Raw genomic sequence first — 18,710 nt, 5'->3', positions numbered from 1 at the left:
GGCTAACGCGATCAGCGCGCCGCCGGTGCGGGTGGGGAGCCGGTCAGGTCGCGCACGATCGCGATCCGATCTCCCAGGTCGCGCATCGCATAGATCCGGCCGCGCGCGTTGCGAAACGGGCGGTGCAGCACCATCATCAGGCGACCGTCGAAGCGGCGGAACAGCATGCCATGCCCGCTATCGGCGCGCACCAGCGGGGGCAGTTGCTCCCAGGGTCCGTCGATCGTCCCGCTCCGCGACCGCGCGAGCCCCTGAACATAGCCGGTCTTGTCGTAGCTCGACCACAGCATCAGCAACGTGCCGGTGCGCGTGCGATAGAGTTCCGGCCCGTCGGTGACGTAGATCGTGTCGCCTTCGGGCTGCGGCTTGCCATCGGCCCAAGGCGCATCGGAGGCGTGGAACAGCGTGTGCGGCGTGCCGGCCGCGGTCAGCGCATCGGTCAGCGGCATCGCCTCGATCGCGCCATCGCCCGTCTGCACCCATTCATGCGCATAGACGAGCCACGGCTTGCCCACGGGATCGACATAGAGCGTGCCGTCGAGCGTCATCCGTGCCGCCGAAACGATCGGTTCGCCGCCATGAGCGAGCCGAAACGGGCCGTCCAGCGTATCGGCGACTGCCAGGATCGTGCTGCGCCGAACGGGATGCCGCGTGCCGGTGGCGGGAAGCGGCGCCGCGTCGTTGTGGAAGGTCGCGAACAGATACCAGCGCCCCCGCCAGCGATGGACCTCCGGCGCCCAGGCTCCGTCGTTCGCCCAGGTGCCCGGCGGCAGCGCGAACACGACGCGCGGCCGCGTCCAGCGCTTCAGATCGCGGCTGGTATAGGCCATGATCCCCAGCCGGGCGTCGCCCGTCATCGCCGGTTCGTTCCGGGTGAAGAGATGATAGGTTCGCCCCGCTCGATCGGCGACGATCCAGGGATCGTGCAGCGGCATATCGGGCCAGCGCAATATCGGCGCGACCGGCGGCGCTGGGCGCGTCTCGGCCAGCGCCGGATCACGCGCGCCCGCCATCAGCGCGAGCGCGATCAGGAGGCGGTGCATGCGCCATCCCCCGCCCCGTCGCGCGTCAGCAGCAGCGTCACGATCGATCGTGCCGGTGCGATCGTGCCGGCGGTGCAGGCCGCCGTGCGGTGCGCGTCGGTGACGATCATCCGGCTGCGCCAGCCCGCCGGCACGCTCAGGCGCCGCGGGCGATCGCCGCCGTTCACATGGACCAGCGCAAGCGTCCGGCCATCAGGCGACAGCGCCCCGGCCGTATCGAGATCGTCCACCGCGATCAGGCGATAGCCAGGGCGGATATAGCGGCTGAACTGCGCCATCGCCCAATATTTGCGCGTGAGATGGAAGGGGTGGGCTGCGCCGGCATCGGCGCGCAGATCCGCCTTGATGAGCCCCCAGTTCGATCCCGCGCTGCCACCCCGCGCGCTGAGATCCTCCACCGCTTGCCAGAACACCCAGGCCGCCGGCTCCAGCCGCTTGAGATCGAGCACGACATGCTCGGCAAAGGCCAGCGCCGATGCCATGCCGGCGAAATCCTCCGGATCGTTGCCGAGCGGCGTGTCGTTCTCGCTCATCCACAGCCGGATGCCCGCCGCCCGCGCCGCATCGCGCACGCCCGTCTGGTTCACCGTGCCATAGCTGTGCACGTTGAGCTGGCCGATCCGCGCCCGTATGGCGGGAGAATAGGCCGCCCAATCGGTGAGGAACCGGCTCGAGCTGGTCTCGTCCGGCGCTGCCACCACGGTCGCCAGTTTGCGGGCCCGCAGCGCGGCGTCGGCGGCATCGATCATCGCGGCCTGGCGGGCCGGCCCCCAATGCGCGCCCTCCTGCCGGTTCGCGGCGTACCAATAATCGGTGTCGGGCTCGTTGACGGGCGACAGCGTCCGGAACACGATGCCATGGCGCCGCTGCAATTCTTCCACCACGCGCGCCAGATAGGCGGCGAACGGGCGTTCGAACCCGGCGCGCAGATTCTCGTCCGTAGCCTTGGTCGCGCCCGAGACGCGGCCCGACACCGTCATGAACCAGGGCGGCGAATTCGAGAATGCCTCGAAAATCGGGTGATCGACGCGGGCCTTGATCGCGTCCAGCCACCAACGCTGGCCGGCATCGCGCGACCAGTCCCACAGGCGTTCGTCATCGGCACGCCACCAATCGCGGCCCGTGATGCCGACGGGCTGGCGCCAGAAACCGGCGACCGCAGCGCCGGGGCGCAGATAAGGCGGGGTCCCCTCGGCATTGCCGCCGCCGATATTGTAGCGCGCGATCGTCCAGCCGAGTCCGTCCCGCCCGTAGAGCCGGTCGGCCAGCCGCTCGCGATCGGCATCGGGCCATCCGCCAGTGACGTTCGCGAACCAGGCGAGCGCGGTGCCCCAGCCTTCGAACGTCGTGGACGGCCGGTCTATCGCGGGACGAAGCGTCACCTCCGTCGCCGGCGCCTGCGCCACCGCGGGCGCGGCTATCGCGGACATGGCCGGCATGGCCGGCATGGCCGGCATGGCCGGCATGGCGATCAGCGCGATTGCGGCCACCGCGATCCGCATCAGGCCGCCTTCAGCCGGAAGAGCCCGGCACCGTGCGGTTCGATGCGCCGCTCGATGCGGCGGGTCGCGCCGCCGTCCGGCCGACGCTGCCACAGATCGCGCACCGCCACCGGCCGATCGATCCCGAGCATCGCGAGCTCGATCCCGACCGTGCGCGCCGCCTTGCCAGTGTTGAACAAAGCCAGATACGTGTCACCGCCCGGCGCGCGCGCCGACCAGATCCGCGTGCCGTCTTCGATGAAAAGCGGGCGGTTGGCAGCGGACGCCTGGTTGACCGCGATCACCTCCGGGTTGGTCAGGAGCGCCTTGGTCGACGCATCCAGCCGCCGCAGATCGCCGCCCATGATGAGCGGCGACCGCGCGATCGACCACAGCGTCATCACGGTGCGCTGCTCGTCCGGCGTGAAGCGCGTGTCGCGCTCGCCCAGCGCCAGCCTTCCGAGCGGCAGCATGTCCGCATCCGGCCAGCCGCCATCGCCCATATAGGGGTTCCAGTTTTCCAGCCGGGTGAACTGCGCCTCCAGCAACGCCCAATCATCCCAGAAATCGTCGGAAATACGCCACATCTGCGCATGGGCGCGTGCGTGGACGGCGCGATCGACCGGCGTCTCGCCCGGCGACATGCTGAGCAGCATCGGCCGGCCCGATCGCCGGATCGCCAGCGCGATCGCCTCGATCTCCGCCGCATGCGAGTCATAGGGCCGGCTGAGATCGTCGACCTTGACGAAATCGACGCCCCAGCGCGCATATTCGGCGAACACCCCGTCATAATAGGCCTGTGCACCCGGCCGGCGCATGTCCACGCCGAACATGTCGACGTTCCACGAACAGGTGCTGCCGGTGTCCGCAATGTCGCGCGCCCGATAGCGCGTGCCGGCCACCGGCAGGTTGGCGGCCACCGCCGCGCGCGGGATCCCGCGCATGCGGTGGATGCCGAAACGCAGCCCGAGCGCATGGACATGGCCGGCGAGCGCCGCGAATCCCGTGCCGTTTGCGCTGCTGGGGAAACGCACCGGATCGGGCTGAAAGCGGCCAAAGCCGTCCATCACCGGCACGATATCGGCGTTGTACGTATAGCCCTTGGCCCGCGGATCATACCATTGATGGTCGACCGTGAAGATGTCGTACCCTGCGGGAAGCAGCTCGCGCGCCATGATCCGCGCCGTTTCGCGCGCTTGATCCTCGGTGATCGTCACCGCGAAGCTGTTCCAGCTGTTCCACCCCATTGGCGGCGTGGGCGCGAGCGGGGGCGACGCCGCCGGTCGCGCGAGCGGGGGCGACGCCGCCGGTCGCGCGATCGCCGGCGCTGCCGCCGCCGCGACGGAGCCCGCGAGGAACGAACGCCGGTTCGGGGTCATCGCGGCGCCTGCACCGTCACCATCAGCGATGCTCCGGAAGCAGGCAGGATCAGCCCGAACGCGGTTTCGTCGCCGTTGAGCAGCCGCTCGCGCACCCAGCGCCCGCTTTCGAAACGGCCCTGTTCCACGCCGACGAGCTGCACCGTTCCCGGATGGCCGAGCTTGGTCGCGAACTTCAGGTTGGCGGCGGCGCCCACCAGGAGAAAACGGTCCGGCGCGACCTGCGCCGCGATCACCCGGCCCGACAGATCGGCATTGCCCTGCCCGCGCGGCCCGCCATAGCCGTCGCGCACCTCACCAAACCGGGCGACGAGATCGAGATCGGCAAACGCCATCGGTACATTGGCCATGCCGTCCTCCTCGATCGCGCTGCGCACCTGCCCCGCATCGCGCAGCGGGATCAGGAACGGCCCGGCCTCGCGCAACAGCCGATAGTCGACCGCGATCGGCTCCTCGGCATCCTTGCCGTCGCGGCGGCCGAATTCCTCGCCGATCCCGAATTTGGAGATGCCCACGCCGTACGGCCGGGCCAGCGTCCAGAAGGCGTGGCGGGCGTGCGCCATGCTGCCGCCGGTTTCGGGAACGAAAAGCGGGTTACCCGGCACGTCATAGGCTTCGGCGATCTCGGTATAGGGCGCGACATTGGTGTCGTAATTGTCCACCCCCACCACATCGATCGCAGGCGCAAGCGCGCGCCATTGCGGCAGCAGCCAGGACACGGCGCCCCCCGAGGGCGAGCTGTCTCCCGGCCGCAGCAATCCCGGCTGCTGGCGCGGCCAGACATTGGCGTAGAGCGGCAGATCATAGGCGCGCTTTCCCGCCGCCGCGACCGCGCCGATGTAGCGCGCGGTGTGATAGGCCATGAACGCCTCGGGCGCGCGTTCGCCATAGTTCGCGGCCCAATCCCCGGGCTTCGCGCCAGCCATGTCGGCGGGCACCGGTGCGGCGAACAGCGCGTTGGCGGCCGGCGAGTGATCGCGATCCGCACCGAGCGTCCCCGCCTCGTTTTCGACCTGCACCATGATGACGGTGCGCTGCCGTCCATCGATCGTCTTGAGGTGCGCCATCAAGGCCCCGAACGCGCGCGCATCGGCGTCGCGGCTGGCGCCGGCGATAGGGCTCAACACCTCGATCGGCGCGCCGTCCGCGCCGATCACCCGCGGAAAGCGCGTGGTGTCGCGCTTCACCCATGCGGGCGTGTAGCTCATATTGGCGTTCTTCCACGTCCCGAACCAGAGCAGCGCCAGCCGGACCTTCTGCGCCCGGGCCTCGGCGACGAGACCATCGACGACCGACCAGTCGAACCGGCCCTCCTCGGGCTCGACCGATTCCCACCCGACTGGCGCCATGACCACATTGGCGTGCGACCGCGCGATCGCGGGCGCCAGCTTGTGGAATTCGCCGGCGAAACCGCTGGAATTGTTGAGCTGGATGCCGAGCACGAGAAACGGCGCGCCATCCACGCGGAGCGCCGGCTTCCCCGAACCCGTCGCAACGAAACCGCTATCCTGCGCCATGACGGGCACGCCGGCCCCGGCCAGCAGCAGGGCGAGGAGCGACCGGCCCACCACGCGCCCGACCGGGCTGCGCCCAGCCTTGCCGGCATGATGCCTCGCGTCCTGCGCCATGATTCCCTCAGCATCACGAGCCGCCATCGTCAGCCTCCCCCTTTTATGATGTAGGACAATAAACATTGGGCTTCGAGCGTCAACACGTCTGCGCCGATTGCGATAGCGGTGCCGATTCCTGACGGTTTCCAAGGGATTGGCCGATCGCACCGATAGAGCGCCAGCAATGCGTCGGCGCACCTTAAGGCCGCCAGCTCGACGACGGACGCGTTTGCAATCGCGGCCGAGCCTATTCAGCGACAGCAAGCAGATCCGCCACGGGCACAACAATCGCCCTGCCCGGCGACACACCCGGTTTTGCGGGCCTCTACAGAGGCTTGCCCGGAGATGGGGCGGTATACGACGGAATCGTCGACCCGATCTTTCACCATTTCGCCCGACCCGACGAAAGAGCGCTTGCGCGACAAATACACCACTGATAAAGTCCGACAACTGAAATCACAGATGAGGATTCAACCTCACTGGTCGATTTGGAACAGGGGAGGTTTTCAGCATGAAGCGTTTTCGTTTGGCTCTTGGAGCGTCGCTCACCGCGATCGCCGCGTCGGCCGGTTCTGCGGCCTATGCGCAGCAGGCCAATGGCGGGGTCACCGGGTCCATTCCCGTCCAGCAGGGCAACGGCGCCACCACCGGCTCGCTGAACGTGCAACAGGGCAGCGGTAACGGCACCGGATCGCTCAACGCCGACCAGGCCGCGACCGCGCCGCAATCGGACGACATCGTGGTGACCGGCGTTCGCGAGAGCCTTCGCTCGGCGCAGGCGATCAAGCGCAATTCGGACCAGATCGTCGATTCGGTGAATGCGCAGGACATCGGCAAGCTGCCCGACGCGAATACGATCGAGGCGCTTCAGCGGATCACCGGCGTCCAGATCCAGCGCCGCTACGGCGAAGGGGCGACCGATTTCGATCACCGAACCTCGCCCGCCGTCACCGTGCGCGGCCTGACCCAGACGCAGAATTTCCTCGACGGCCGTGCGGTCTATTCGGCATCGGGCGGTCGCGCCTTCGATCTGGAGGGCATGCCGCCCGAGCTGCTCGCCGGCATCGACGTCTACAAAAATCCCCCGGCCAACATCATCGAAGGCGGCATCGGCGGCGCGATCAACCTGCGCACGCGGCTGCCCTTCGATGCGCCCGGGCAGGTCGTCAGCGTGACCGCCAAGGGCAATTATTACGATCGGGCCGACAAGTTCGGCGGCTCGGGCTCCGCGCTCTACAGCAACCGTTTCGAGACCGGGATGGGCGAGATCGGCGTGTTGCTGAACGTCAGCTACGCCAAGAGCGATTACCGCCAGGACGCGATCCTGATCGGCCCGTTCGGTCCCGTCGCCCCCGGCTCGATCGCCGGCGCGCCGAGCAACCCGCAGATTCCCTATGGCGTGCAGCTTTACAACGACGAGGGCGATCGCCGCCGTCTGGGCGTGGCCGGTGCGCTGCAATGGCAGGCAACCGATCGGCTGCTGCTGACGGCGCAGGCGCTCTACACGCGCTACACCTTCTTCCGCAGCGGCAAATATTTCTACGCGAACAACGGCAACAACCCCAGCCCCACCGATTCGAGCGTCAATCTCGCCACGCCGCTGGTCGGGGGAAGCTTCACCTTCGCCCCGGGCAGCTACACCGATCCGGCCACCGGGCAGGTGATGCACTATGCCACCAAGGGATCGCTGCAGAGCCAGATCTTCGAATCGGCGCGCTTCGATCAGGATCTGACGAACACGTCGGGCAATTACACGCTCAATGCCAAATGGCAGGCGACCGACCACATCAAGGTCAACCTCGACGGCCAGTATCTCAAATCGAGCTACGATGCGGATCGCAACGGGTTCGTGATCTCGCTCTATGACAAGGCCGGCGAAACCGGCCGGACCGCGCCCAACCAGACGATCGTCGATTTCGATCTGACCGGCAGCCGCCCGCACTGGGACGTCCGCAACCCCGCGATACTCAACAATCCGGCGAGTTACGGCTTCACCTACATGGCCGATTCGCTCCAGCGCAACGATGCGGACCAGCTCGCGCTCGCGTCCGACATCGAATATGACAATGAGGGCAGCTTCCTCGACAAATTCCGCCTGGGTGCGCGTTTCGCCCACAGCACGATCGATCTGCGCGGATCGTGGAACGCCTTCTGCCTGTATGCGACCGGCCCCGACGCGACGTGCGGTGCGCCCGCCGGAACGCCCTTCACGCGGTTGAGCCAATATCCGCAGCTCGCGCTGAACGGCCCGAGCCCGCACTTCTTCGACGGCCAGACCGCGACGGGCGGGATCGTCTATCCCAATTTCGTCGCCGGCAACGGACTGTTCGATTCGCTCACCAAGACCGAGGCGCTGTTCGGCGCGACCCCGCAGACGCAGTTCAAGCCGGGCGATCTGAACCACCAGACCGAGCGTACGATCACGGGCTACGCGATCGCCGACTACAAGGGATCGGTCTTCGGGCTGGAGATCGACGGCACGGCCGGCGTCCGGCTGGTACAGACGCGCACCACCTCGATGGGAACGGTGTTCCAGAACAACGGCACGACCGCCGCGATCGACCTGCAGCAGACCTATTTCAACGCGTTGCCGAGCTTTGATCTTCGCGCGCACCTCACATCCAAGCTGCAGGCACGCTTCGCCTATTCGAAGGGCGTGGCACGCCCCAATTTCGATCAGCTCTCGACCAACCTGACGCTCAGCGCGGCCAACCAGATCAATCCGATCACCGGCCATCCGAGCGCCAGTTCGGGCAACCCGTTCCTGCGGCCAATCAAATCGGACAATCTCGATCTGACGCTCGAATGGTATTTCGCGCCCGCCGGATCGCTGACGGGCGGCCTGTTCTACAAGAAGGTCAATGGCTTCCTGGCCAGCGGCATCATCAACCAGACCTATAACGGCACGGTCTACGACGTCAGCACCAACGTCAATTCGGGCAATGGCACGATCAAGGGGCTGGAGGTCGCCTATCAGCAATTCTTCGATTTCCTGCCGGGCTTCCTGAAGGGCTTCGGCGTTCAGGCGAACTACACGCTCGTCGACAGCAGCGTCGCCAATCCCTTCTTCACGCCGGGGTCGGCTGCGCCGCAGCAGAGCCCGCTCGAGAAGCTGTCGAAGAACAGCTACAATCTCGTCGGTCTGTACGAGCGCGGGCCGCTCACCGCGCGTCTCGCCTGGAGCTGGCGTGGCCGTTATCTCGACGCGACGTCGGGCAGCGGTGCGCCGGGGCAGTTGCAGTTCGCCAACCCCTATGCCTCGCTGGACGCCTCGATCAGCGCTAACCTGAACAAGCATATCGCGGTGTCGGTCGATGCGGTGAACCTCAATAACCGCATGAACGAAACTTATATCGGAACGCCGCTCGCGCCGCTCCAATATCAGCTCAACGATCGGCGGTTTGGCTTTTCGATCCGCGCGACCTATTGATCCCCAACCTGCCGGCGTGGCCCCCCGCCACGCCGGCGATCAGGCAGGCGGGCGGGCGAGGCGGAGCATGACCATCGACGCATCGCCGAAATCGGCATTCGCGTTTTCGCCGAACGCGCGGATCGCGGTCCATCATCTGGGCCGTGAGCGCGAACCCGTCGTCATGGCCGACCAAGCGTCCGGCCATGCGGCGGGGCTGGTGGATTTCGCCGCCACGCGTTCGGCCTTCAGCGCCGCCGAAACCACGGGCGGCGGCTATCCCGGCCTGCTCGGCACGGCACCGATCGCCTATGTCAACGCCATGGTGGCGTTCGCACTCCCGCTCATCGCCCGCCATTTCGATACCGGTCCCGTGGCACCGGTACGCGCACGCGGCAATTTCTCGCTGGTGACGACGCCGCCCGAACGACTGTCGCCGGATCAGCGCTGGCCGCATGTCGATGCGGCGGATCGCTGGCTGTTTGCCGCGGTTCATTATCTCAGCCCGCACGTGACCGCGGGCACCGGCTTTTTCCGCCACCGCGACACCGGTTTCGAAACCATCGACCAAGATCGGCTTCCCGCCTATCGCAGCGCCTATGAGGCGGACGTGCAAAGCGCTGCGGGCGACGGCTACGTCACGGCCGACAATGCGCTGTTCGATCCGATCGGGCGGATCGATGCCGCATTCGATCGCTTCATCCTCTACCGCGCCGCGCTGCTGCATTCGGGCATGATCGACACGCTGCCCGCCTTCCCTGCCGATCCGCGCCGCGGGCGGCTGACGGGCAACCTGTTTCTTCAGGTCCGCCGCCGATGACCGATCCGCAGGCGCTTCGCAGCATTGCCATCATCGGCGGGGGAACGGCGGGGTGGATGACCGCCGCCGCGCTCGCCCGCGTGCTGGGCAAGGATGCGATCACGATCACGCTGGTGGAATCCGAGGAGATCGGCACCATCGGCGTGGGCGAGGCGACGATCCCCCCGATCCTCGGCTTCAACGCGCTGCTCGGCATCGACGAGAACGACTTCGTCCGGGCGACGCAGGGAACCTTCAAGCTCGGCATCGAATTCGTCGACTGGCGGCGGCCGGGGGCACGGTATTTCCATCCCTTCGGCACCTATGGCATGGATTTCGGCGCGGTCCCGTTCGAGGGGCTGTGGCACCGGCTTCGCCAGGATGGCGGGGGCGAGCCGCTGGAGGCCTATTCGATCTGTGCGGCGGCCGCCCATGCCGACCGCTTCACGCGGCCCGTGCCGGGCGGCAACACGCCGCTGTCGCATATCGGCTATGCCTATCATTTCGACGCGGGCCTCTATGCGCGCTTCCTGCGTGGCCATGCCGAAGCGATGGGCGTGGTCCGCCGCGAGGGCCGGGTCACCGATGTCGTGCTGCGGCCCGAGGACGGGTTCATCGCGGCGGTAGTGCTGGCGGACGGATCACGGATCGAGGCCGATCTCTTCGTCGACTGCTCGGGATTCCGCGGTCTGCTGATCGCCGAGGCGCTGGGCGAAGGGTTCGAGGATTGGGGCCATTGGCTGCCGAACGACCGGGCCGTCGCCGTGCCGTCGGCCAATCAAGGGCCGCCGACGCCCTATACACGATCGACCGCGAAGCCCGCCGGCTGGCAATGGCGCATCCCGCTCCAGCATCGCACCGGCAATGGCCATGTGTACGCCAGCGCGCATCTTTCCGACGACGAAGCCGCCGCGACGCTGCTGGCCGGGCTGGACGGCGAGGCGCTGGCCGAGCCGCGCTTCCTGCGCTTCAGGACGGGGCGGCGCAGCGCCTTCTGGTCCAGGAACTGCGTGGCGCTGGGGCTGGCGAGCGGCTTCATGGAGCCGCTCGAATCCACCAGCATCCATCTGGTGCAGGCGGGGATCGCACGGCTTCTGGAAATGATGCCGACGCGGCGTTTCGCGGCGGCGGATATCCGGCGCTACAACCGGCTGATGATCGCGGAATATGAAAGCATTCGCGATTTCATCATCCTCCATTTCCACCTGACCGAACGCGACGACACGCCCTATTGGGATCATCTGCGCACGATGGCGGTGCCGGAGACGCTGGCGGAAAGGATGGCCATCTATCGCGCGACGGGCCGGGTGTTCCGCGAGGCGGACGATCTGTTCAGCAAGACGAGCTGGCTGGCGGTGATGCACGGTCAGGGGTTGCAAGCCGAGGGCCATGATCCGCTCGCCGATGCGATGCCGCGTGACATGGCCGCGGCGCGGCTGGCGCGGATCGCCACCGTCACCCGGAGCGCGCTGGGGCATATGCCGCGCCACGAGGAGTTCATCGCCCGCCACTGTCGGGCCGCCGTTCCCAGGCGCTGACTCGGCTCAGCGGCGGGGCATCGCCGCCAGCGAACCCAGCGCCGCCTCGGTATCCACCTGCGCCTCGCGGACCAAGGTCGCGGTGGCGCTGTGAGCGGCGGACGGGTCGGCATCCGCGATCGCCTCGAACAGCGCGCGATGCTGCGGCATGGGATCGCGCGGGCTCTTGGACACGCGATATTTGAAGAAGGTCGTCCAGCGGACCGCGGCCGAGATGCTGGCGGACAGGCTGACGAGCAGCTCGTTGCACGTCGCCTCGAGGATGATCGCGTGGAAACGCTGGTCGGCGGCGCGCCCGATGTCGTTGCCGAGCCCCACCTCGCCCATTTTTTCCAGCTCATGGCCCATGCCCGACAATTGCCGGGCGGTGCGCCGCACCGCGGCGAGTTCGGCGGCGGCGGGCTCGATGATCATCCGCAGTTCGAACAGCCCCTGGACGAATTCGAGTGGCGGTTCGCCCTCGAACATCCAGCCGAGCAGTTCGGGATCGAGCAGGTTCCAGTCGTGCCGGCCGCGGATCTTGGTGCCGGCCTTGGGACGGCTTTCGAGCAATCCCTTGGCCGACAGCGTCCGCAACGCCTCGCGCACGACGTTGCGCGATACGCCGAGCTGGTGCGCGTAATCGAGTTCGCCCGGCAAGGTCGTGTAGGGCGGATGCGCCCCGGTGACGATCGCGATGCCCAGATTCTTGGCGATCTTGAGATGGGCGGGTTGCCGACGGTTCTTTTCGATCATCATCGCCTCTTCGAACGTGCGGGCTGCCGTTTCGCGCCGGAACCTATCCTGGCTCTCCCAACGGTGCGATCGCAACCTCCTTGACGAACAAAGCCGGTCCGGGCCGGCAGGCTTTGCTCCCCGGCGTTTGTCAAAAAATATATTGTCGGACTTTAGAATCGGCGTAATCTAACCCTTGTATCGGCCCACTAGCGGACCGGACAGGAGAGGATGGAATCATGGTTTCCTGGAAGAACGTCGTCGCATGCACGACCGCCGCGTTGCTGCCCATCGGCGCGCTACCGGCCGCGTCGCCGCCCGCGGCGGTCAACAACGGATCGCAATTCGTCGACAATAACGGGCAGCCGCTTCAGGCCCACGGCGCGGGGATCATCAAGGTCGGCAGCTATTACTATATGCTGGGAGAGAACCGGAACGGATATCTGTTCAAGGCGGTCTCGATGTACAAATCGACCGATCTGAAGACATGGACGTACGACAACGACATTCTCACCGCCAATTCGGCACCCAGCCTGAACACCTCCAATTTAGAACGCCCGAAGGTGATCTACAACGCCGGTACGCGGAAATACGTGCTATGGGCGCATAAGGAAAACGGTCAGAACTACAACGATGCCGAGGTGGTCGTCGCCACATCCGACACGGTCGACGGAAACTATGTCTATCAAAGCGAGTTTCGTCCGCTGAACTATGAATCGCGCGACATGACGCTGTTCGCCGATACGGACGGGAACGCCTATCTGATCTCGGCGGCCAACAACAATTACGATCTCAACATCTACAAGCTCAACGCGTCCTACACCGGCATCGATTCGCTCGTCACCACCTTGGGCGGCAATCACCGCGAGGCGCCCGCGGTGTTCAAGCGCAACGGCGTCTATTTCCTGCTGACTTCCGCGGCGACGGGGTGGAACCCCAATCAAGCCGCCTATCAGACGGCCACGAGCATGGCCGGACCATGGACGTCTCCGACCACCTTCGGGGACCCCACCACCTATAATTCGCAATCCACCTATGTTCAGCCGATCGTGGGAACGAGCGGCACGGGCTATCTGTATCTCGGCGATCGCTGGGGGCCGGCGACGAACCAGAATCCAAACGATTCCACCTATGTCTGGCTGCCGATCACCTTCCCCAGCAACACGTCGATCGCGATGCCCACCTCCTCGCAGATCACCATCGACACCGCCGCCGGCACGATCGCGAACGGCTATTCCGGCACGACGCTCGTCACGATGAAGGTCGCATCCAGCGGGCTGTGCGCCAACGTCGCCAATCAGTCGCGCAACTATGAATCGGGGCTCATCCAGTGGGGCTGCACCACCGATTCCAACGAGCAGGTGGAGCGGCGCAGCATCGGCGGCTACACTCAGTTCGTCCTTCAGCAGAGCGGGCTGTGCATCGCCGAAGGGGATGGCAACAGCAACGTCGTCCAGACCACGTGCGGGATCGGCAACCGTTCGCAATGGACCATCTCGGGCAAGCAGATCATCAACCGGAACAGCGGCCGCTGCCTCAACGTCTCGGGCGATTCGCGCGATCCCGGCGGCAACCTCATCACCTATGCCTGCAGCAGCGATGCCAACGAACAATGGTCGTTCGTGTCGTGACCGCCGCGCAGCCCTATCGAAGGATGCCGATGATCGTGGCGGCCGCCGCGACCATGGGCGCCGCCTCGCTCTGGCTGGCGAGCGGCGCCCATCGCGCCGCGCCGTCGGCAGAGGGGATCCGGGTGATCGACGGCGGGGTCGCCGCGCTGGCGCCGCCGTCCTCCGCCCCGGTGGTCGTGACCAGACGCTCGGCTCCGCGCGCCACGTTGCCGCCCCGCCGGGCGCCGCGGCCGGTTGCGGTCGCCGCGCTGGCCCATGCCGATGACGACGGGCAATTGATGGGGCGCCTCACCGTCGACCAAGCGGCCGATCCCCGGGGCTCGGGAATCGAGCAGACCGTGCTGGCGACGTTGCGCAGCCATGCGCCCGGCATGGCGGCATCGGGCACGGGGGTGACGTGCACGATCACGCTGTGCGAGATATCGGGGGTCGCCATAGGAATGGATCCCGCCGCGACGCGAACCGCATTGCGGGCCCCGCCGCTGCTGAGCGCCATGGCGGGGCTCGGCTACTCCACCGGCCCGGACGAGGAATCGCCGGCGCCGGGCGGCGGCACCGCGTTCGTGTTCTACTTCAACCGCGTCATGTGAAACGATCCGCCCTGTTCACGCATGGCGGCCCGGCCCCAAGGCGCTACCCGCGCCTGGGGCCGAACGAGATGAAGGATGTTTACCGTGATCCAGCCCATCCCCGGCAAGGCCCGCTCCCGGACGATCGTCGCCATCGCATGCGCCCTGTTCTCGGCCGTCACCGAGCTGGTCGCGCCGGCGGCCGCACCCGCGGCCGACGGGGTCGACTGGACCACCCCGCATGATGCGAACCCCTTGCTGCCGGGCTATTTCGCCGATCCCACCATCGTGCGGGATGGCGGTCGCTGGTACATCTTCGCCACCATCGATCCCTGGGGCGACGATCGCCTGGGGCTATGGACGTCGGCCGATGGCCGCGACTGGCGCTTCTCGGTGCCGGCATGGCCCACCAAACAGGCGGCGACCAGCCCGACCTCGGGCGACTCCAAGGTCTGGGCGCCATCGGTCGTCAAGGCGGCGAACGGCGCATGGTATATGTATGTCTCGGTCGGCAGCGAAATATGGGTCGGCACGGCGCCATCGCCCGCCGGCCCGTGGCGCGATGCGCATGGCGGCACGCCGCTGATCGCCAAATCCTTCGCGCCGCGCTATCACATGATCGACGCCGAGGCGTTCGTGGACGGCGATGGCAGCGCCTATCTCTATTGGGGTTCGGGCCTGAACTGGGTGAATGGCCATTGTTTCGCGGTCAAGCTGAAGCCGGACATGGTGACGTTCGACGGCACACCCCGCGACGTGACGCCCGAACATTATTTCGAAGCACCCTTCATGATGCGTAGCGGCGCGCATTATCTCCTGTCCTATAGCGACGGCAATACCACGAAGGACACCTACAAGGTCCGCTACGCCATCGGCGATACGCCGCTCGGGCCCTTTCACGAGGCGGCGGACAGCCCGATCCTCCAGACCGACGTCGCCGCCGACGTCATCAGCCCCGGGCATCACGCGGTCTTCCGCTCCGGCGGTGCGAGCCACATCCTCTATCATCGGCAGGCATTGCCGTTCGTGCCCGGCGGCGAACTCGTGCTGCGACAGGTGGCGGTCGATCGGCTGCCGATCCGCCCCGACGGCACGCTGGGCATTGTCACGCCGACGCAGGGCACCCCGGTGGAGGGGTTCGCCGCTCGCCGCGAGCCGGGGCTGCCGTGGCGCGCGACGGGATCGCCGGGGGTCGATCCGCTGCACGGCCCCGAACGCGCCGCCGACGACAATTACGCGACGCTCTGGCGCCCGGCCCCGGCGGCGCGATCCGAACTGATCGCCGATCTGGGCCGACGCCGCCCCACCACCATGAGCGCGCTGCGCCCCGAATATCCGACCCGAACCTACCGCCTCGCCATCGACGTCTCGGACGATGGCCGAACATGGCGCCGGGCGGTGCCGATGGCGGATCATCAGGGCTCGCCCATCGAACTGCCTCACCCCGTCACCACGCGCTATCTGCGCCTCGTGTTCGATCGGAGCGACCCTGCCCTCTGGGAATGGACGATCCGCTGACCGGCGCGGCCGCCTATCCGCATCACGCGCTCAGGTTCGAAGCTTGACCCCCGCGTACAGATAACGGCCGACCGCGGAGATGGGCTGATTGATGGCATTGCCGGGATCGGGCTGCTGATCGGTCAGGTTGAGGATGCCCAGATAGAAGGAGACGCCGCTGCGCACCTGATAGCCGAGCTGGACGTCGTGCTGCCACAGCTCGCTGTAGCGGAGCTGGGCGGCCGGTGCGTAATCGGGATCATTGTCGGTCGTCAGCTTGTCGACGGTGCGCGTGCCATCCGCCCAGCGCAGATTGTAGGTGAGCGTCAACCCGCCCAGCGTCCAGCTCGGCGACAGGTTGAAATTGAACTTGGGGGCGCCCGGTTGGTCGACATTGTCGGTGGCCGCCGCGCCCGGCGTGCCGACGAATTCGAGCCGATGGAGATAGCCGCCCACCAGCCGCAGATCGAACGTACCGGCGCGCGCGGTGTGGAGGAGATAGTCGATGTTGACGTCCAGCCCGGCGGTGCGGAACTGCGCGACATTCTCCGGCGTGACCGTATAGCCGTTGATGATCCCGCTTCCCTGCGCACGCGAAATGGCGCGGCAGAACGCCGTGTCCGTGGTCGGCTGATCGACGCACAGCGTCGCGAGCTGCGACGGCGACGGCGTGTTGATCGCGTCCTTCAGGTCGATGTCGTACCAGTCGAACGAAGCCGTGAACCCGCGCAGAAAGCGGGGCCGCAGCACGACGCCCGCGGTCCAGGTCGTCGCTTCTTCCGCACGCAGGCCGGCATTGCCCGAGCGGATGCCGGCGATGTTGCTGGGGGTTTGGAGCGCCGACGACACCGTCGCGCCGACCGCCGCGAGCACGGTGCGGCAATTGGCGGCGCGGTAGGACGTGCCGTTGCCGATTTCCTGCGGCGAGCACGGATCGATGAAGAAATTGGAATCCCCGCTGATCGGTTGGAAGAGTTCACTGATGTTCGGCGCGCGCACGGCCTTGCCGTACGAACCGCGGAAGCTGACGTCGCGCACCGGCGCATAGACGCCGTTGAACTGCCAGGTCTGCGTGTCGCCGATCGTCGAATAATGCGAAAACCGGTATGCGGCGCCCACCGCCAGGGTCTCGGCGAAACGCTGGCCTTGCAGAATGGGGGCGTTCAGCTCGCCGAACGCCTCCTTCACGTCGAAGCGGCCACCCGACGCCGTGACCAGCGTCGGTTCGGTATAGGCCACGAAGCGGTTGTTGACGAGGTTGTCGCTCGGATCGAACGCGCTCGTCTCGCGCCGATACTCGCCACCGAACGAGAATTGCACCGGTCCGCCGGGTAACCGGAAGAACGCGCCGAAATCGCCGCTGATCGACGCGTTGGCGACCGATTGGGTGATGCGCGCGAAGCTGGTGTCGTTCACCTGGAAATAGCCGAGCGCGGCCTGGCTGATCGGGCCGGGGCCGAACAGGCTGACGGGCACGCAGGCCGGGTTCGCGCCGGCAAGGTTGGAGCGGCACACCGGCTGGCCGGTCGCGGGGTTGGTCACGACGTCGAGCGCGGCGGCGTAGCGGTCGGCAAGCTGGTCGTTCAGCTTGGTGATCGCCACGTCGGTGCGGCCATATTCATAATAGACGTCGTAGGTCGCATGCGGGCTGATCCGGCCCGATGCGTCGATCACGCCGCGATAGGTCTGCCGCAAATCGCTCTCGCCGTGGCGGCCGTAATCGATATTGTCGCGCGTGACCGAGACGGAACTCTGCCCGGCCGCGAGCGCGGCCGAGCGGATCGCGGCGGGCACGAACGGATTGTCGAGCGAGATCGCGGTGCCGTAGGTGCCGATATAATAATCGAAGGTGGTCGCCCGAGTCTGAGCGTATTTGCCCTCGACCGACAGCTTCAGCGCGTCCGATACGTCGAAATGGCCGAGCAGATTGGCGTCGTTGCGGATGATCCGCGGGGCCAGATCGCCCGAATAGAAGCCCGCCACCGGCGTGTCGTCGCCGCCGGTCGAATAATAAGCGGCCGGGGTTCCGTGGCGATAGGGTTGGCCGAGCCCGTTGAAATCGGGATAGCCGTCGCCGTTCACGTCGACCGCGCCGATCGGCGACTCGTTGGGATAGCGCAGATTGCCGACCAGCACGTTGTGCGGCAGCGCGGGATTGGCCGCGGCGGCATCGTTGGGGACGAGATACTGGCGCCGGTCGCTTCGGAGATAGGCGCGGTCGTCGTTTTCAAGCCGGTCGTCGGCGTTGAATTCGTACGCCAAGGTCAGATTGCCGCGACCGTCCGCGAAATTCTTGCCGAGCGTGATCGCCGCGAACCGATTGCCCGCATCGCCGCGCTCCGAGATGCCCGTCTGGCTGCGCGCCGACACGCCGTCGAAATCGCGTTTGAGGATGAAGTTCACCACCCCCGAAACGCCGTCGGCGCCATAGACCGCCGAGGCGCCACCGGTCAGCACGTCGACCCGCTCGATCAGATCGGTGGGGATGGAGTTGATGTCGACGGCGGCGCTGTTGGGTTCGCCCGCGACGTGGCGCCGTCCGTTCACCAGCACCAGCGTCCGGTTGGTGCCGAGATTGCGCAGGTTCAGCTCGTTGAGGCCCGCCGCGCCGAACGGGTTGGCATAGACCGCGTTGCCCCCCGAGGTCTGCGTGAAATCGCGCGATCCGGACAGCGCGGGGACGCGTTCCAGAAAGGTGGTGACGTTCGTGTTGCCCGATTGCTCGATCGCGGCGGCGTTGAACGAGATGATGGGATTGGGCTGGGCGAAATCGGGCCGGCTGATCCGCGAACCGGTGACGACGATGTCCGATGCCGCCGGCTCCGCTGCCGACGCGGCGGGCGTCGCGGCGGGCACCGTCTGCGCCTGCGACCAGGTCGGCATGAGCAGGAGCGCGGCGCCGGCCAGGAGGCGGACGCGATGGATGGACGATGGCATGTGATTTCCCCCCTGAAACTTTATTGCGCTCGGCAATGAATGGGGCCGCTTCGTCAATCGACCGGTCAGGGATCCGGCGTGTTTGCCACCCGCATGATGCGAA

Annotated in this window: 12 protein-coding genes; 6 read left to right on the top strand and 6 right to left on the bottom strand. The window is 66.9% G+C overall.

The genetic code is table 11. The features are described from left to right. Positions 1 to 11: 11 nt before the first annotated feature. Genes OXQ95_RS01870 through OXQ95_RS01855 form a run of 4 tightly spaced genes read right to left on the bottom strand, consistent with a single transcriptional unit; the run spans position 12 to position 5,558 of the window. On the bottom strand, positions 12 to 1,043 hold the full coding sequence (locus tag OXQ95_RS01870) for a glycoside hydrolase family 43 protein (protein ID WP_267378817.1): 1,032 nt from the start codon (positions 1,041 to 1,043) through the stop codon (positions 12 to 14). Next, entirely contained in the window at positions 1,028 to 2,545 is a 1,518-nt protein-coding gene (locus OXQ95_RS01865; RefSeq protein WP_267378814.1) for a glycoside hydrolase, read from the bottom strand. The genes OXQ95_RS01870 and OXQ95_RS01865 overlap by 16 nt, the downstream gene beginning before the upstream one ends. Continuing rightward, on the bottom strand, positions 2,545 to 3,903 hold the full coding sequence (locus tag OXQ95_RS01860; RefSeq protein ID WP_267378812.1) for a glycoside hydrolase family 27 protein: 1,359 nt from the start codon (positions 3,901 to 3,903) through the stop codon (positions 2,545 to 2,547). The genes OXQ95_RS01865 and OXQ95_RS01860 overlap by 1 nt, the downstream gene beginning before the upstream one ends. After that, positions 3,900 to 5,558 carry a DUF5597 domain-containing protein gene (locus OXQ95_RS01855; protein WP_267378809.1) on the bottom strand — a complete coding sequence of 553 codons (1,659 nt, stop codon included), beginning with the start codon at positions 5,556 to 5,558 and terminating at the stop codon, positions 3,900 to 3,902. Before OXQ95_RS01855 ends, OXQ95_RS01860 begins: the two co-directional genes overlap by 4 nt. 466 nt (positions 5,559 to 6,024) lie before the next feature. Here OXQ95_RS01855 and OXQ95_RS01850 point away from each other — a divergent pair, with 466 nt between their 5' ends. From OXQ95_RS01850 to OXQ95_RS01840, 3 genes are all read left to right on the top strand, one after another. Then, entirely contained in the window at positions 6,025 to 8,943 is a 2,919-nt protein-coding gene (locus OXQ95_RS01850) for a TonB-dependent receptor (protein ID WP_267378806.1), read from the top strand. Positions 8,944 to 9,010: 67 nt separating this feature from the next. Then, the gene (locus OXQ95_RS01845) at positions 9,011 to 9,742 is read left to right on the top strand and encodes a DUF6445 family protein (protein WP_267378804.1); all 732 of its coding nucleotides are present in this window, start codon (positions 9,011 to 9,013) and stop codon (positions 9,740 to 9,742) included. Next, complete coding sequence (locus tag OXQ95_RS01840; RefSeq protein WP_267378800.1) at positions 9,739 to 11,259, top strand: tryptophan halogenase family protein; 1,521 nt, start codon at positions 9,739 to 9,741, stop codon at positions 11,257 to 11,259. Before OXQ95_RS01845 ends, OXQ95_RS01840 begins: the two co-directional genes overlap by 4 nt. A gap of 6 nt (positions 11,260 to 11,265) precedes the next feature. On the opposite strand, the gene OXQ95_RS01835 is transcribed toward OXQ95_RS01840, so the two are convergent. Further along, the gene (locus OXQ95_RS01835) at positions 11,266 to 11,994 is read right to left on the bottom strand and encodes a FadR/GntR family transcriptional regulator (protein WP_242096414.1); all 729 of its coding nucleotides are present in this window, start codon (positions 11,992 to 11,994) and stop codon (positions 11,266 to 11,268) included. A 218-nt stretch (positions 11,995 to 12,212) separates the two neighbouring features. Between OXQ95_RS01835 and OXQ95_RS01830 the strand changes: the two genes are divergently transcribed. The 3 genes from OXQ95_RS01830 (at position 12,213) to OXQ95_RS01820 (ending at position 15,691) form a co-directional block, all read left to right on the top strand. Continuing rightward, positions 12,213 to 13,604 (top strand): family 43 glycosylhydrolase, encoded by a 1,392-nt coding sequence (locus tag OXQ95_RS01830; RefSeq protein WP_267378795.1) that lies wholly within the window; start codon positions 12,213 to 12,215, stop codon positions 13,602 to 13,604. Positions 13,605 to 13,633: 29 nt separating this feature from the next. Continuing rightward, positions 13,634 to 14,194: a hypothetical protein gene (locus OXQ95_RS01825; RefSeq protein WP_242096416.1), complete on the top strand. Its 561-nt coding sequence runs from the start codon at positions 13,634 to 13,636 to the stop codon at positions 14,192 to 14,194. Between the two features lie 84 nt (positions 14,195 to 14,278). Continuing rightward, positions 14,279 to 15,691: a family 43 glycosylhydrolase gene (locus tag OXQ95_RS01820; RefSeq protein WP_267378790.1), complete on the top strand. Its 1,413-nt coding sequence runs from the start codon at positions 14,279 to 14,281 to the stop codon at positions 15,689 to 15,691. A 30-nt stretch (positions 15,692 to 15,721) separates the two neighbouring features. Here OXQ95_RS01820 and OXQ95_RS01815 read toward each other — a convergent pair whose 3' ends face one another. Beyond that, positions 15,722 to 18,607, bottom strand: a complete 2,886-nt coding sequence (locus OXQ95_RS01815; protein WP_267378787.1) for a TonB-dependent receptor — start codon at positions 18,605 to 18,607, stop codon at positions 15,722 to 15,724. Positions 18,608 to 18,710: the final 103 nt, after the last annotated feature.

The organism is Sphingomonas sp. GC_Shp_6, from assembly GCF_026540835.1.
Classification (GTDB): Bacteria; Pseudomonadota; Alphaproteobacteria; order Sphingomonadales; family Sphingomonadaceae; genus Sphingomonas.
Note: the sequence above shows the minus strand (reverse complement) of the source record. Positions and strands in the feature narration are given on the sequence as shown.

What these genes read in the sequence shown, in the direction of transcription:
- OXQ95_RS01870 (WP_267378817.1), bottom strand. Translation starts at nt 1,043, where the DNA reads ATGCACCGCCTCCTGATCGCGCTCGCGCTGATGGCGGGCGCGCGTGAT.
- OXQ95_RS01865 (WP_267378814.1), bottom strand. Translation starts at nt 2,545, where the DNA reads ATGCGGATCGCGGTGGCCGCAATCGCGCTGATCGCCATGCCGGCCATG.
- OXQ95_RS01860 (WP_267378812.1), bottom strand. Translation starts at nt 3,903, where the DNA reads ATGACCCCGAACCGGCGTTCGTTCCTCGCGGGCTCCGTCGCGGCGGCG.
- OXQ95_RS01855 (WP_267378809.1), bottom strand. Translation starts at nt 5,558, where the DNA reads ATGGCGGCTCGTGATGCTGAGGGAATCATGGCGCAGGACGCGAGGCAT.
- OXQ95_RS01850 (WP_267378806.1), top strand. Translation starts at nt 6,025, where the DNA reads ATGAAGCGTTTTCGTTTGGCTCTTGGAGCGTCGCTCACCGCGATCGCC.
- OXQ95_RS01845 (WP_267378804.1), top strand. Translation starts at nt 9,011, where the DNA reads ATGACCATCGACGCATCGCCGAAATCGGCATTCGCGTTTTCGCCGAAC.
- OXQ95_RS01840 (WP_267378800.1), top strand. Translation starts at nt 9,739, where the DNA reads ATGACCGATCCGCAGGCGCTTCGCAGCATTGCCATCATCGGCGGGGGA.
- OXQ95_RS01835 (WP_242096414.1), bottom strand. Translation starts at nt 11,994, where the DNA reads ATGATCGAAAAGAACCGTCGGCAACCCGCCCATCTCAAGATCGCCAAG.
- OXQ95_RS01830 (WP_267378795.1), top strand. Translation starts at nt 12,213, where the DNA reads ATGGTTTCCTGGAAGAACGTCGTCGCATGCACGACCGCCGCGTTGCTG.
- OXQ95_RS01825 (WP_242096416.1), top strand. Translation starts at nt 13,634, where the DNA reads ATGATCGTGGCGGCCGCCGCGACCATGGGCGCCGCCTCGCTCTGGCTG.
- OXQ95_RS01815 (WP_267378787.1), bottom strand. Translation starts at nt 18,607, where the DNA reads ATGCCATCGTCCATCCATCGCGTCCGCCTCCTGGCCGGCGCCGCGCTC.